This window comes from Paracoccus shanxieyensis (assembly GCF_009711265.1).
Classification (GTDB): domain Bacteria; phylum Pseudomonadota; class Alphaproteobacteria; order Rhodobacterales; family Rhodobacteraceae; genus Paracoccus; species Paracoccus shanxieyensis.
Map to the genome: position 1 here is coordinate 82060 of NZ_WMII01000014.1, position 14937 is coordinate 96996.

At 65.5% G+C, this 14937-nt stretch carries 13 protein-coding genes; 2 read left to right on the forward strand and 11 right to left on the reverse strand.

Features of this window, described 5'->3' with window-relative positions; all coding sequences use genetic code 11:
* Nucleotides 1-42 precede the first annotated feature (42 nt).
* Entirely contained in the window at nucleotides 43-747 is a 705-nt protein-coding gene (phnF, locus tag GL284_RS14870; protein WP_155045426.1) for a phosphonate metabolism transcriptional regulator PhnF, read from the forward strand.
* On the opposite strand, the gene GL284_RS14875 is transcribed toward phnF, so the two are convergent.
* The 10 genes from GL284_RS14875 to GL284_RS14920 all read right to left on the reverse strand — a co-directional run bounded on the left by GL284_RS14875 (nucleotide 735) and on the right by GL284_RS14920 (nucleotide 11141).
* Nucleotides 735-1352, reverse strand: a complete 618-nt coding sequence (locus GL284_RS14875; protein ID WP_155045427.1) for an LbetaH domain-containing protein — start codon at nucleotides 1350-1352, stop codon at nucleotides 735-737. The genes phnF and GL284_RS14875 overlap by 13 nt on opposite strands.
* A 5-nt stretch (nucleotides 1353-1357) precedes the next feature.
* Entirely contained in the window at nucleotides 1358-2665 is a 1308-nt protein-coding gene (gene phnE / locus GL284_RS14880; protein WP_155045428.1) for a phosphonate ABC transporter, permease protein PhnE, read from the reverse strand.
* Nucleotides 2665-3540 (reverse strand): phosphonate ABC transporter, permease protein PhnE, encoded by an 876-nt coding sequence (phnE, locus tag GL284_RS14885; RefSeq protein ID WP_155045429.1) that lies wholly within the window; start codon nucleotides 3538-3540, stop codon nucleotides 2665-2667. The genes phnE (GL284_RS14880) and phnE (GL284_RS14885) overlap by 1 nt, the downstream gene beginning before the upstream one ends.
* A 72-nt stretch (nucleotides 3541-3612) precedes the next feature.
* On the reverse strand, nucleotides 3613-4527 hold the full coding sequence (phnD, locus tag GL284_RS14890; protein WP_155045430.1) for a phosphonate ABC transporter substrate-binding protein: 915 nt from the start codon (nucleotides 4525-4527) through the stop codon (nucleotides 3613-3615).
* A 17-nt stretch (nucleotides 4528-4544) separates the two neighbouring features.
* Nucleotides 4545-5369 (reverse strand): phosphonate ABC transporter ATP-binding protein, encoded by an 825-nt coding sequence (gene phnC, locus GL284_RS14895; protein ID WP_155045431.1) that lies wholly within the window; start codon nucleotides 5367-5369, stop codon nucleotides 4545-4547.
* Between the two features lie 198 nt (nucleotides 5370-5567).
* On the reverse strand, nucleotides 5568-6530 hold the full coding sequence (locus tag GL284_RS14900) for an ABC transporter substrate-binding protein (protein WP_155045432.1): 963 nt from the start codon (nucleotides 6528-6530) through the stop codon (nucleotides 5568-5570).
* A gap of 18 nt (nucleotides 6531-6548) precedes the next feature.
* Nucleotides 6549-7520: an ABC transporter permease gene (locus tag GL284_RS14905; protein ID WP_155045433.1), complete on the reverse strand. Its 972-nt coding sequence runs from the start codon at nucleotides 7518-7520 to the stop codon at nucleotides 6549-6551.
* Nucleotides 7517-9001: a sugar ABC transporter ATP-binding protein gene (locus GL284_RS14910; RefSeq protein ID WP_155045434.1), complete on the reverse strand. Its 1485-nt coding sequence runs from the start codon at nucleotides 8999-9001 to the stop codon at nucleotides 7517-7519. Before GL284_RS14910 ends, GL284_RS14905 begins: the two co-directional genes overlap by 4 nt.
* The gene (locus GL284_RS14915; RefSeq protein ID WP_155045435.1) at nucleotides 8998-10092 is read right to left on the reverse strand and encodes a Gfo/Idh/MocA family protein; all 1095 of its coding nucleotides are present in this window, start codon (nucleotides 10090-10092) and stop codon (nucleotides 8998-9000) included. Before GL284_RS14915 ends, GL284_RS14910 begins: the two co-directional genes overlap by 4 nt.
* Nucleotides 10089-11141, reverse strand: a complete 1053-nt coding sequence (locus GL284_RS14920; RefSeq protein ID WP_155045436.1) for a sugar phosphate isomerase/epimerase family protein — start codon at nucleotides 11139-11141, stop codon at nucleotides 10089-10091. Before GL284_RS14920 ends, GL284_RS14915 begins: the two co-directional genes overlap by 4 nt.
* Before the next feature lie 105 nt (nucleotides 11142-11246).
* Between GL284_RS14920 and GL284_RS14925 the strand changes: the two genes are divergently transcribed.
* Nucleotides 11247-12254 (forward strand): LacI family DNA-binding transcriptional regulator, encoded by a 1008-nt coding sequence (locus tag GL284_RS14925; RefSeq protein WP_155045437.1) that lies wholly within the window; start codon nucleotides 11247-11249, stop codon nucleotides 12252-12254.
* Here the strand turns inward: GL284_RS14925 and mprF are convergent.
* On the reverse strand, nucleotides 12251-14878 hold the full coding sequence (mprF, locus tag GL284_RS14930; RefSeq protein WP_155045438.1) for a bifunctional lysylphosphatidylglycerol flippase/synthetase MprF: 2628 nt from the start codon (nucleotides 14876-14878) through the stop codon (nucleotides 12251-12253). The two genes, GL284_RS14925 and mprF, sit on opposite strands and share 4 nt — an antisense overlap.
* Nucleotides 14879-14937 lie beyond the last annotated feature (59 nt).

Sequence of the window (14937 nt, forward strand, 5' to 3'; positions counted from 1 at the left end):
GACCGGGCGACAATCCGGAAATTGTGAATTTTCGGTGACGACATGAGCCTGTGGCAAAGCATCTCGGATCAGTTGCGCGGTGAAATCGCGCGCGGCAAATGGCCGCCCGGCACCCGCCTGCCGCCCGAGGCCGAACTGGCCGCCCGCTTTGGCGTGAACCGCCACACCGTCCGCCACGCCACCCGTGTGCTTGCCGATGAGGGGCTTTTGTATTCCCGGCGCGGTGCGGGCGTGTTCGTGGCCGCCACCCCCGTCGATTATCCGCTGAGCGAGCGCGTGCGCTTTCACCGCAATATCGAACTGTCGGGCAAGGTGCCGGGCCGTACCATCGACGCGATCATGACCCGCCCGGCAGGCGATGCCGAGGCCGAGGCGCTGGGGCTGGAGCCGGGCCAGCCGGTGCATGTGGCCGAAGGCGTGTCGCTGGTCGATTTCAAGCCGGTCGCGCTGTTTCGCAGCATCTATCCCGCCGCCTTGGTCCCCGATCTGCCCGCCGCGCTGCGCCAGCACGATTCCGTCACGCAGGCGTTGCGGGCCTGCGGCGTCGCGGATTACCAGCGCCTTGTGACCCGCATCTCGGCCAGAACGGCGGATGCGGTGCAGGCGGGCAAGTTGCAGCTTGAGCCGGGCGATCCGCTGCTGCGCACCGAGGGGCTGAGCCAGTGGCAGGGCCAGATGGTCGAACGCGCGCTGACATGGTGGGCGGCCGAGCGGGTGACGCTGACCCTGCCGCATCAGCTTTCGTAACGGCGCAGAAACTGCGCCACGTGCAGGGCGCGGAAATCGGGCAGGGCGCGGCGCAGGCGCGCATGGTCCCAGTCCCACCATGACAGCGCCATCAGCCGTGCGCCGATCTCTGCCGGAAAGCGTTCGCGCAGCGGTTTGGCCGGACAACCCGCGACGATCATCCAGTCGGGCACGTCCTTGGTGACAACCGCTCCGGCGGCGACGATCGCGCCGTGGCCGACGCTCACTTCGGGTTTGATGATCGCGCCATGGCCGATCCATGTGTCATGGCCGATCACCGTGCGCCGCGCCGCCCGTGCCGCGAAAAAATCGGCATCGGGTGCGGCATCGTCGAAATAATCGTCCGAGCGATACAGGAAATGATGCAGGCTGGCCGTGGTCATCGGATGATCCGTCGGGCCGATCCGCGTCATTGCCGCGATATTGGCGAATTTGCCGATGGTCGTATTGGCAATGTCGGACAGCCGTTCGCAGTAACTGTAATCGCCAAAGCTGGAATTCAGCACGCGCGCATCGGCGCCCACCTCACAATAGCGGCCGAAATCGGAATTGGCGATCTGGGCCCCCTCATGCAGAAAGGGGGCGTCGGGGGAAAGTTTCGGCATCGTCCTCAGCCTTTGATCAGTCGCGCGCGCAGTTTGCCTGACAGCCAGTCCATGGCCATCACCATCAGCAGGATCAGCACGATGTAATAGGCGACATGTTCCCAGTCCTGCTGGGTCTGCATCGCCTGCATCAGCAAAAGCCCGATCCCGCCGCCGGTGATCGCCCCGATCACGGTGGCGCCGCGCGTGTTGGATTCGAAGTAATACAGCAGTTGCGACATGATGACCGGCGCGACCTGCGGGATCACCGCCCAGCGGATCCGCGCCAAGGCTCCGGCCCCGGTCGAGCGCAGACCCTCGACCGGCTTTTCGTCGATATTCTCCAGCGCCTCGCTGAACAGCTTGCCGAAGGTGCCGGTATCGGTCAGCAGGATCGCCAGACTGCCGGTCAGCGGGCCGGGGCCGAAGGCGCGCGACATGATGACGGTCCAGATCAGCGCATCCACCCCGCGCAGCAGGTCAAAGACCCGCCGCACCGCCTGACGCACCAGCAGCAGCGGGGTGAAATTCGCCGCCGCCAGAAAGGCCAGCGGCACCGAGATCAGCCCGGCCGCGAAGGTGCCCAGAAACGCCATCAGGACGGTTTCAAAGATCGCCCATGCCACATCGCCGTGATGCCATATGGAATTCTTCCAGAAATCCTGCGCCATTCCGACGATGTTCGGGCGGGCCGGATCAAGCCTGTCGCCAAAGCTCAGCGCCGCCAGTTCGCCCCAGCTTTTGCCATGGAAATCCGAGGACAGATCGAAAAAGAACAGCTCCCACCCGGCCTGACGGCGGAATACCTCGGTGCGGGCGCGGGTGACGGTCAGGCGCGCGCCTTCGGGCAGATAGGCGGTGAAGCGGCTGTCCGAGACGTTGAAATTCGCCGGCGGGTCGGGAATATCGGCCTGAATGGCCCCGCCTGCGGCATGAATGCGGTATTGGCCATCCGGCGTGGTCAGCACCACCAGCCCCTCGGGCCCGAAATCGACGCTGTTGCCCTGCGGCAGCGCGACATGCGTGCCGCTGGCCGTGTCGGTGATCCAGCCGGGGCGCTGGTCGGGGGCGAAGGTCGCGTTGCGCATCCCCTCGATCGAGGCAGAGATGTTCTGGCTGCGATTGTCGCGGGTGACATGCACCTTGTAGGACCAGAAGTCCTGCGCCATCAGCATGCCATTGTCCCAGCGCGCCCGCCCCGCCAGCCCGCCCAGATCAAAGGCGATGGCGACATAGGCCAGATAGGCCACGATCAGCGCGGGCACGCCCAGCGACCACAGGCGCTTGCGGCGAATCATGCCCTGCGCGGCGATATTGGTATCGGCAAGCGACATCAGATCCGGCCTCCGCGCTGGCCCTGTTCCTGTCCGCGCACCAGCCGGTTGCGTGCCACCGAGGTCAGTTGGTCGAAAAATACGATGGTCAGGAACAGCAGGATGAAGATGGCGGCGGCGGCGTCGTATTTGCCCTGGCCCCAGCTGATCGCGTTGCGCAGCTCATAGCCGATACCGCCCGCGCCGACGAAGCCAAGGATGGCGCTGGCGCGGATGTTGATTTCAAAGCGCAGCATGGCATAGCTGGCCCAGTTCGGCGCGACCTGCGGCACGATGCCGAACCACATGCGCTGAAGCCAGCCTGCCCCGACGGATTCCAGCCCCTCGACCGGCTTCAGACTGGCATTTTCGGCCACTTCCGAAAACAGCTTGCCCAATGCCCCCACCGAATGAATGGCGATGGCGATGACGGCGGGAACCGGCCCGCCGCCCAGCACAAAGATCAGCATCAGCGCGATGACCATTTCCGGAAACGCGCGGGCGATGTCCATCATGCGCCGGAACAGCGGCACCAGCCGGGGAAACGGTGCCAGCCCGCGTGTCGAAAGCAAGGCCATCACCGCGCCGCCGATCGTGCCCAGAAGCGTCGAGGCGGCGGCGATGTTCAGCGTCTCGACCAGCGCGGGCAGGGCGCGCTGCATATGGCCGGGCAGGTTGCCGGCCTTTTGCCATGCCTCGGAAATCAGGGCAGCGGGATAGTCGAAGACCTTGGGCAAGCCGCCGACGAAGCTTCCGGCATTGCGGCTGTCGGCCATGTCGAAGCCCGCGACCAGCAGCGCCACGAAGATCGCCCACAGCACGGCGCTGTAGGTGCGGCGGCGGCGCTGCTGCGCGTGATAGGACGCGGCCATGCGATCGGCAAGGGAAGTGGTCATCGGGGCCTCGGGGGTCGCGAATTGAAAGCGCGCGGACCATGACGGCCCGCGCGTCAGAATGCTGGCGGCGGATCAGCTGCCTTTGGCTTCTTCCAGTTTGCGCGCCTCGATGATCGACAGATAGTTGTCATGCTTCACCGGGGTGAAACCGGCGGTTTCCCCGCCCGCGACGCCATAGGTGCAGTCTTTGTCGGTGTTGATCAGATCGGCCATCATCGCGGTGAACTTGGCCTTTACATCCTCGGGCAGTGCCTTGCGCACGACCAGCGGGCCTTCCGGGATCGGCTCCGAGCGCCAGATTTCCACCATGTCGTTCATATCGACCAGACCGGCATCGACCGCCTTGCGCAGCGCGCCCGAGTTGTAGCCGTCTTCCCAGTTGCCCAGACCATCGGCCCAGGTCACACCCGCATCGACATCGCCATTGTTCACGGCAACGATGGTCTGCTCATGACCGCCGGTGAACTTGATGTCCTTGAAATAGGCGCCCGGCTCCATCGAATAGCCCTGTTTGGGCATTTCGACGGCGGGGATCAGATAGCCCGAGGTCGAGTTCGGATCGCCGAAGCCCAGCACCTTGCCCTTCATGTCGGCCAGCGAGGTGATGTGGTGATCCTTGCGGGCAAAGCCCACCGAGAAATACTCGGACGAGCCGTCAAGGTTGGTCTTGACCAGAACCGGCTCGACCGCATCGGGGTTCGTCAGATAGGCCTTGGCATAGCCCGAGGCGCCAAGGATGGCCGCGTCCAGCGTGCCGCCCAGCAGGCCCTGGATCACGCCGTCATAATCGGCGGGCGTGAAAATGCGGACCGGGACGCCCAGCGTTTCGCTGGTGTGTTTGGCAAGGCATTCGTTGTTGGTCATCCGCTCTTGCGCGTTTTCGCCACCCAGAACGCCGATGCGGAATTCGGTGATCTCTTGCGCGGCGGCCAGTTGCGGCAGGGCCAGCGCGGTGGTCAGCGCCAGCAGGGTCAGGGTCTTGGTCATGATCGTCTCCATGGGGATCAATCCGCCAGCAGCCGGTCGGCATATGCGCGATCGGCCGGGGCGGGGGGGGCAAGAGCGGTGGATGTCGTGGCTTCGCTGAACTCGGCCCCGGCGCCATAGATGTCGCGGGCGGCGCCGGTGGTCAGCAGATCGGGCGTGCCGTCAAAGACGATGCGGCCCTTGCGCATGCCGATCACCCGGTCGCAATAGCGCCGGGCCGTGTCCAGCGTGTGCAGGTTGGCAATCACGGTGCGCCCGTCTTCGTCATGAATGCGGCGCAGCGTGTCCATGACGATCTGCGCATTCATTGGATCAAGGCTGGCAATGGGTTCGTCGGCCAGAATGATCCGGGGATCCTGCATCAGCGCGCGGGCAATCGCCACGCGCTGCTGCTGGCCGCCCGACAGCGCCTCGGCCCGTTTGGTGGCCTGTTCGGCAATGCCAAGGCGGTCGAGGATCTGGCAGGCGCGGTCGATATCGGGGCGCGACCAGATATTCAGCAGGGTGGGCAGCAGGCCGCGCTTGTTCAGAAGTCCGTGCAGCACGTTCGACACCACGTCCAGCCGCGGCACAAGGTTGAACTGCTGAAAGATCATCGCGCAATCGGCCTGCCACGCGCGCTTGTCCCGGCCGGTCAGGGCCAGAACGTCGCGCCCGTCGATCAGCAGGCGGCCTTGGCTGGCATCGGTCAGGCGGTTCACCATGCGCAACAGCGTGGACTTGCCCGCCCCCGAACTGCCGATGATGCCCACGACCATCGGCCGGTCGATCACGAAGCTTGCGGCATCGACCGCCTTGGCCGTTCCGAAAATCCGGGTGATCTGTTCCGCTTCGATCCGCATTGCCGTCCCTGTCTTGTCCGGCTGCAGGTGTCGCTGCATTTCATGACAGACGGCTGACAGTTCCTGTGACGCTGTGTGAATGTTTGGTTGCCGGAAAACCGCGCCACCGATCACCGACAAGCCCATGATTCAAAGGTATATAAAACGAAAACACCCCGCCATGTCCGGCAGGGTGTCGGGGCAATCCGGCACATCGGCCTAGAACGGGCTGTCGGGATAATAGAATTGCTGCGCGTTTTCCGGCGTGATCAGCTGGCTGCCGATGATAAAGCGGCCCGTCATCGGCGCGTTCGAGGTGAAATGCAGCGCCGTCATCTCGATGGCCGAGGAAATCAGCGCGGGCGGATAGGTCACGTTGACCGGCAGCTGCTTGTCCCCATCCATGATGCGCTTGACGATTTCCTTCATGCCCGCGCCGCCGATGACCCACATCTCATCCTGACGGTTCGCGGCCGAGATGGCTTCCAGCACGCCGACCGCCATATCGTCATCGGCCGCCCAGACCGCGTTGATTTCCGGGTATTTCGACAGATAGTCCTGCATGACGGTAAAGGCGTCGTCGCGGTTCCAGTTGCCGTGCTGCATGTCAAGGATCTGGATCTCTGACCCCTCCAGCGCGGGCTGAAACGCCTCGACGCGTTCATTGTCCAGCGTGGTCGGGATGCCGCGCAGCACCACGATCTTGCTGCCGGGCTGCAGATGCTCTTTGAAATAGGTGCCCGCGACACGGCCAAAGGCGGTGTTGTCGCCCGCGACATACAGATCCTCGATGCCCTCTTGCGCAAGGCCGCGATCCACCACGGTCACGAACTTGCCCGCTTCCTTGACGGCGGCGACGGGGGCGGTCAGCGGTTCGGATTCAAAGGGCAGGACGACCAGCCCGTCGATATTGCGCGTGGCCATCATGTCTTCGATATCATTGACCTGCTTGGCGGGGTCGCTGGCGGTGGACAGCACGAATTCGATATTCGGATAGGCTTCGCCCAGCCGCTTGATCGTGTCCTGCGCGTGCCAGTTCAGCCCGCCCATGAAGCCATGCGTCGCCGAGGGGATCGACACGCCGATCACCTTCTTTTCCCCGTCCTGCGCGATGGCCGCGCCCGAGGTCAGTCCAAGCGTCGCCGCGATTGCTGCGGCTTGCATCAGAGTTCTGCGTTTCATCTCCGGTTCTCCCTCCCATTACCGCTCGTCAGCGGTGCGTTTTTCCCGCTGCAGCACGACAGCAAGAACGATGATGACCCCCTGGATCGCCCCGTTCAGATAGGGGCTGACCAGATCGGCCAGATTCAGGATATTGTCGATCAGGGACAGGATCAGCACGCCGACCACCGTGCCCCAGACCCGGCCAGTGCCGCCCTTCAGCGCGGTGCCGCCGATGATGACCGCGGCGATCGCCTCCAGCTCCCACAAGACGCCTGTTGAGCCCGAGGCAGAACCAAGGCGCGGCACATACAGCACGGTCGCCAGACCGACCAGCAGCCCCAGCACCAAATAGGTCATCAGCTTGACGCGGTTCACGTCGATGGCGGAATACTTCGCCACCCGGTCGTTCGAGCCGATGGCCTCGACATGGCGGCCAAAGCGGGAATGCCGCATCATCCATTCGCCGATGATGGCGACCACGGCAAAGGCGATGATCGGCCAGGTGATCCAGCCGATGCCGCCGTAATAGACGGGGCGATACAGCGTGCGCAGGCCGTATTCCAGGGACAGCGTGCCGCCATCGGCCAGCCATGTCACCAGCGACCGGAAGATGCCCATCGTGCCCAGCGTGACGATGAAGGGCTCGATCCGGGCCTTGGTGATCAGCGCGCCGTTCACATAGCCCGCGATGATCCCGCCAAGAATCGCCACGCCCATGCCGATCAGGATCGTGCCCCAATTGCTGCCGACCGAGGGCAGAACCGCATTCATCGCGATGATCGCCAGCCCCGCCAGAAACGCAGCCATCGACCCCACCGACAGGTCAAGCCCGCCCGCGGTGATGACGAATGTCATGCCCACCGCGATCATGCCGATAAAGGCCGAGCGGGCCAGAACATTGGTGATATTGCCCGGCGCCAGAAAGGACGAATTCAGCAACGCCCCCAGAATGACCAGCGCGATCAGCGCGACGATGGGTCCAAGTGTATGCAAATCCAGACGTTTCATGCGGCCTCCCCGCCGACGCCCATGGCAAGGCGCACGATGTTTTCCTCGGTCATGGCATCGCCCTGCACTTCCCCGGCAAGGCGGCCTTCGCGCATGACCAGCACCCGGTCGGACAGGCCGATGACCTCGGTCATTTCCGAGCTGATGACGATGACGCTGCGCCCCTCATCCGCCAGCTTGCGGATGAAGGCATAGATCTGGCGCTTGGTGCCCACGTCGATGCCGCGCGTCGGTTCGTCGATGATGATGATCCGGGGATCGGGCAGCATGGTTTTCGCCAGCAGCAGCTTTTGCTGGTTGCCGCCCGACAGCTTGCCCGCAACCATGTCGCGGCTTTTGGCGCGGATGTCGAAATCCGCCGTGGCCCGTTCCAGCGCGGCCTCTTCGGCGCGCACATCCAGCCGCAGATTGCCGAAACGCTCCAGCGTGGCCAGCGTCAGGTTTTCGCGCAGGCCCTTGTCCAGCAGCAGCCCGGCTTCCTTGCGATCCTCGGTCAGATAGGCCAGCCCGGCGGCAAAGGCGTCGCGCAGGTCGCGGATCGGCGTGGGCTTGCCCGCCACGCTGATGTCCCCGGTCGCAGGGCGCAGCCCGACCAGCCCCTCGGCCAGTTCGGTGCGCCCCGACCCGACCAGCCCGGCAATGCCCAGCACCTCGCCGCGGCCCAGCGTCAGATCCACGCCATGCACGCGGCCCGGCACGGTCAGACCGCGAACGGCCAGCGCGACCTGCCCGCTGGGCGTGCCCTTGGGCGGATAGAAATCCTGCAATTCCCGGCCCACCATGGCGGTTGCCATGCCGTCCTCGGTCAGTTCGCCGCGCAGGGCCTGCCGCACGACGCGGCCATCGCGCAGCACGGTGATGCGGTCGGCCAGATGCGCCACCTCATCCAGCCGGTGCGAGCAATACAGGATCGCCACGCCCTGCGCGCGCAGCCGGTCCACCTGTTCGTAAAGCGTGCCGACCTCGCGGTGGGTCAGCACGGCGCTGGGTTCGTCCATGATCAGCACGCGCGTGTTGCGGGCCAGAGCCTTGGCGATTTCCACCATCTGACGATCCGGCACCGACAGGTCGCGGATCAGCGTGTCGGGGTTGATCTTGCTGTGCAGCCGGTCCAGCAGCGCCGCCGTCTGCTTGCGCATCCCAGCATGGTCCAGCCGGAACCCGCCCAGTTCGCGCCCCAGAAACACATTCGCCGTCACCGACAGATCGGCGGCCAGATTGAATTCCTGATGGATGACGATGATGCCCGCCGCCTCGGCATCGGGGCCGCTGGCAAAATCGCGGGGCTGTCCGTCCAGCATCACCTGACCCGAGGTCGGCGCCAGAAACCCGCCCAGAATCTTCATGATCGTGGATTTGCCCGCGCCGTTTTCGCCGATCAGCGCGTGAACCTCGCCGGGTTCCAGCGCCAGATCGACATTGTGCAGCACCTCGATCGGGCCGAAGCTTTTCGAGACATCCTTCAACGCAAGCACTGTCATGCCGCCACCTCGACCCATGCGCTGTCCTGTTTGGCCGATGCCTTGCAGGCCGCGATGAATGCCATGCCCGACAGACCGTCGGCCAGACCGGGCACCCGGACCGCATGGCTTGAATCTCCGCGAATTATTGCCGCTACATCCTTGTAAATATTTGCGAACCCCTCCAGATAGCCCTCGGGGTGGCCGGGCGGCGTTCGGAATGAGGCCGAGCGGTCCTGCGCCCGCGTCAGGATCTGCGCGGGGCCGTCCTTGGGCGACAGCACCAGCTTTTCGCTGGCCTCGAGCCGCCAATCCAGCGCCGCCCTGGTGCCAAAGACCCGCAGCGACAGGCCGTTTTCCTGCCCGACCGCCACCTGACTGGCCCAGATCCCGCCCTTGGCGCCCGTGGCATAGCGCAGCGCCACCCGCGCATCATCGTCGATGGGCCTGCCCGGCACCATGCTGGACAGGTCGGCCGAGATATGGCTGGGCGTCATCCCGGTGACGAACGCCGCCAATTGCCAGGCATGCGTGCCAATATCGCCAAGCGCGCCTGCCCCTGCGCGCGCGGGATCGGTTCGCCATTCGGCTTGTTTGCTGTGCGTGTCATCCGACAGCCAGCCTTGCAGATATTCGGCCTGCACCAGCCGGATCTGCCCAAGCGCGCCGTCCTGCACCAGCGCCCGCGCCTCGCGCACCATGGGCATGGCGGCATAGTTATGCGTCAGGAAGAACCGCGCACGGCCTTCCGACACCGCGCCCGCGATCTCGGCCGCCTGCGCGGGGGTCGCGGCCAAGGGCTTGTCGCAGATGACATGGATGCCCGCGCGCAGAAAGGCCGCAGCAGGGGCCGCGTGCATGTGATTGGGCGTGACGATGCTGACCGCCTGAATGCCATCCGCGCGCGCGGCTTCGGCCAGGGCCATCTGGGTGAAATCGTCATAGGACCGGATGCCCAGCTCATCCGCGCTGGCCCGCGCCCGGTCGGGATCGCTGCTCAATGCGCCGGCGACCAGCTGGAACTGCCCGTCAAGCCGCGCCGCGATGCGATGCACCGCACCGATGAATGCGCCCGCGCCGCCGCCCACCATGCCCAGTCGGATCGGCGTCATAGCCCCAACGCCTTTTCAATGGCCGCACGGTCGACGCTGCTGGCGGCGAAATCGTCGAACGCATGGGGCGTGACGCGGATCAGATGGTCGCGCACGAAAGCCGCGCCTTCACGGGCGCCGTCCTCGGGGTGTTTCAGCGCACATTCCCATTCGACCACCGCCCAGCCGTCAAAGCCGTATTGCGTCAGTTTCGAGAAGACCGCCCCGAAATCCACCTGCCCGTCGCCGGGGCTGCGGAACCGTCCCGCGCGCTCGGCCCAAGGTTGATAGCCGCCATAGACGCCCTGCCGGCCCGTGGGGCGAAACTCGGCATCCTTGACGTGGAACATGCGGATGCGGTCGTGATAGATGTCGATATTCTGCAGATAATCAAGCTGTTGCAGCACATAATGCGAAGGATCGTAAAGCATGTTCGCCCGCGCATGCTGGTCCACGCGGTCCAGAAACATCTCGAATGTGATGCCGTCATGCAGATCCTCGCCGGGGTGGATCTCATAGCAGATATCGACGCCGTGTTCCTCGGCCAGATCCAGCAGAGGACGCCAGCGCGCGGCCAGAGTGTCAAAGGCGGTCTCCACCAGACCCGGCGCGCGCTGCGGCCACGGATAGAGATAGGGCCATGCCAAGGCCCCCGAAAACGTCGCCATGGCGGTCAGACCCAGCAAGCGGCTGACACGGATGGCGCTGGCGACCTGCGCCACCGCCCATTCCTGCCGCGCCTTGGGATTGCCGCGCAGCGCGGCGGGCGCAAAGGCGTCGAACCCCGCATCATAGGCCGGATGCACCGCAACAAGCTGGCCCTGCAAATGGGTCGAGATCTCGGTCACCTCGACGCCATTCGCCCGTGCCGTGCCAAGGAACGTGTCGCGATAATCCTGCGAGCGTTCCGCAAGCGCCAGATCCAGAAAGCGCGGATCGCCCGCAGGCACCTGCACGCCCAGATAGCCGCAATCGGCGGCCCATTTCGTGATGCCGTCCCAGCTGTCGAATGGATGCTGGTCACCGATGAACTGCGCCAGAAAAAGCGCAGGCCCTTTGATCGTCCGCATGGAATCCTCACTCTCCTCGCGCTCAGGCTGCACTGGTTTGAAATCGATTGCAACATGTTCTTTCGACGGCTTGCCGATACCACAAACCCGGCCTAGTCTGCGCAGATGGACAAGCTGTCAACGCGCGTGAAATTGGCGGATGTGGCCCGGATGGCGGGGGTTTCGGCCTCGACGGTCAGCCGCGTCTTGTCACAGCCCGAAGTCGTGGCCGAGGCCACCCGGATCGCGGTCATGGATGCGGTCGCAGCGACCGGCTACCGGATGAACCACGCCGCCAGCAACCTGCGCCGGGGCCGCACCGGCAGCGTCGTGGCGCTGGTGCCCAATCTGGGCAATCCGTTTTTTGCCAAGATCCTTGACGGCATGGGGCGCGAACTGGCGGCGGCGGGCTATGGCCTGCTGGTGGCTGATACGCTGGAGGGGCAGGGTCGGGATGCGGCGGTCGCGCGGTTTCTGGACCCGTCGCGTGCGGATGGCATCATCCTGATGGATGGGCTGGTGCCCTTGGCCAGCCTGACCGGCCCCGACCTGCCGCCCGTCATCACCGCCTGCGAATGGATCGAGGGGGCCGCGCTGCCGCGCGTCATGCTGGACAATCGTGACGGCGGGCGCATGGCGATGCAGCATCTGCTGGGATTGGGGCATCGCCATATCGGGGTGATCGGCGGGCCTGCGGCGAATGTGCTGCATATCGCCCGGCTGACCGGCGCAACCGAGGCGGCGGGTGACGCGCGGCTGACGGTCTTTGCAGGCGATTTCAGCTTGCAGGCCGGTCAGGCCGCAGCGCAGGCATGGCTGGCGCTGCCCGCGACCCAACGCCCTTCGGCGGTCTTTGCCTTTTCCGATGAGATGGCCTGCGCCTTTGTCGCCACGCTGACGCGGGCGGGGCTGTCGGTGCCGCGCGATGTCTCGGTCATCGGCTTTGACGATATCGAACTGGTCTCGCATATCGCACCGGCGCTGACCACCATCCGCCAGCCCAAGCGCGATCTGGGGCGGCTGGCCGCGCGGGTGCTGCTGAACCGGATCGAGGGGCATGAGGTGGCGCCGCTCACGCTGGTATCCCCGATCCTGATGCTGCGCGAGACCACCGCGCCGCCAGCCGCAACCTAATTCGCCTCGCTGACCGCGCTGCCTGCGCCGGGTTGCCGGGCGATCAGCCGGGCGGCATCCGCCAGCGGCAGAAGCGGCGGCATCGAGGTCGGCGTCGCCAGATAATGCGGCGTCCAGTCGGGATCGAACTTGTCCTTGAACGCGCGCAGCCCCTCGAATTTGTAAAAGCTGCCGCCATGGCGGAAGATCAGCGCTCCGAAGCGGTCCCAGACCCGGCGCGAGCGGTTGGGATCCAGCCCGGCCAGCGGTGCCATGCCCAGCGAGAATGCCGGATAGCCGCGTTCCTTCAGCGCCAGCATCAGCGCGGTGAACATGAACTCCATCGTGCCCGAGGGCGCGTCGTTGCGATGCCGCATCAGGTCGATCGAGGCGACGGCATGGCGATCGGTGGTCATGACATTGCCAAAGGCGATCAGCCGCCCGTTCTGACGCACCAATGCCAAGGCCCAGCGGTCCAGCCAATCGGATGAGAACCGCCCGACCGAAAAGCCCTTTTCCCGCGACTTGCGCGCCATCAGCCATTCGTCGGAAATGTCGCGCAATTCGGCCATCAGGGCGGCGTCATGCGGCGGCATCACCAATTCCAGCGTCAAGCCGTCGCGCCCGGCACGGGCATAGGTGGTGCGCAGGCGCTTGCGGGCCGAGCCTTCCAGCGAAAAGCGGCGCAGGTCCACCACGGCCTCTTCGCCCATCTTGTGCAGCGTCATGCCCAGATCCAGCATCAGCGGCACATCGGCAGGCCCGACCTCGTAAAAGATCGGCCGTGCCCCGGCGCGACGCGCGGCATCGACGAAGCTGTAGGCGACTTCCTCGGCATCTTCGGGCAGGCCTATGGGCGGCCCGTATGAGATCCAGGACGACCCGGCGACGCCGAACATCAGGAAGGCCTCGCGGTTGTCAGAAAGCATGATCGCCTTGTCGCCGCTGAGAACAAAGCCCGCATCGGGATTGTCCTGCGCCATGGCGATGCCGCCCGCGATTTCCAGCGTGCGGGCATCGGGCGGCAGCGGGCGGAACCGCGGGATGCGCAGCAGCAGAAACAGCGCGCCCAACCCCACCAGCAGCGCCGCCAGCAGCCCGGCGCGCAGCGCACGCGGCGCGCGTTCATCCGCCGCGAACTGCCACCATAACTCGTTGGAATACGGCGTTTCCTTATGGGCAAAGAACAGCACGAAGCCAAAGCCCGCCACCGCCGCCACCATGATCGCGATCCAGCCCGGCGTCAGCGCCGAATGCGTCAGCATCGAGCGGCGGTGGAACGCCCGGCGAAACGGCAGCAGGATCAGCACGCCCAGCAGCAGCGCGCTGGCCTGTTCCAGATCGACCCCCTCCAGCAGGGCAAAGACCGCGCCGGTCAGCATGGCGGCAATTGTCAGCCAGAAGGCGCCAAGGCTGCGGCGCACGACGCCCAGCGACAGCACCACCAGCCCCGCGCCAAGCGCGCTGGAGAGCAGGATGGAGCCTTCGACAAAGGCCAGCGGGAAAAACGACTCGGCCAGTTCCGAGGTCTCGGTCATCGGCGGCAGCAGGGCAGAGACGCTCATCCACAGGCCCGAGCCGAAGACCATCACGGCCAGCAGCAAGGGCGCCAGCGGCATGACGGCGCGCAGCGCAGGCTCGATCACCGACAGGCGGCGCCCGAACGCGGTCGAGGGCGCGCGGCCCAGCATCCGCCAGCCCTCATAGGCGGCCAGCAACAGCAAAGCCAGCGTGAAGGGCGCCAGATAATAGATCATGCGGAACAGCAACAGCCCCGCCGCCACCTTGTCGATGGGCGTGCCCGCCGGCATCGCGGCAATGATGACGCTTTCAAAGACGCCGACGCCGCCCGGCACATGGCTGAGAACGCCCGCCATCATCGCGGCGGAAAACACCACAAGAAAGGTCGGGAAGCCGAAATCCGTGACCGGCAGCAGCACATAAAGCGTCAGGGCGGAAAACACGATATCGCCCGAACAGATGACGATCTGCGCCGCCAGAATGCCCGGCGTCGGCGCGCGCAGGCGAAAGCGCCCGATGGGCAATTCGCGCTGGGTGATCGAGGCCCACAGCATCGGCAGCGTCACGATCAGCACGGCGGCAATCGCCAGCAGCCGGATCGTGCCATGCGGCAGGGGCAGGATCGGCCCCAGCGCGCCGGGATGCAGCGCCAGCGCCGAAAAGCCCAGCAGCGACGCGCCGACGCCAAAGGACGCCGCCGTGAAGGTCGAGATCGCCGCGATGTCATAGCCGTCCAGCCCCAGCCCGGAATAGACCCGCCAGCGCACCGCCGCCCCCGAAATCGCCGACAGCCCGATGGTGTTGCCGAAGGCATAGGCCATCAGCCCGCCCGTCATCGCGACTGGCAGCGGCAGCGGCTTGCCGATATGGCGCAGCGCCGACCAGTCATAACCTGCCAGAAACAGATAGCCCGCCACCGTGGTCAGAAACGCGATGCCTGTGACCTGCCACGGCGTCGTGCGGACCTGATTTGCGACCTCGCGGATATCCACCTCGGCCAACAGGCTGTTCAGGGCGTAAAGCCCGGCACCGAACAGTGCGAAGGCCACGACATAGGGCAGGAAATGACGCCAGAGCGCGGTTCTGGTCGGCGCTTGATCCTCGATCTCTGGCCCTTGCGGCATTGGCGAACGCTCATCCTTGTGGGGTCGGGCGCGCGGGCCCGGTGCTACATTCCGGTTGC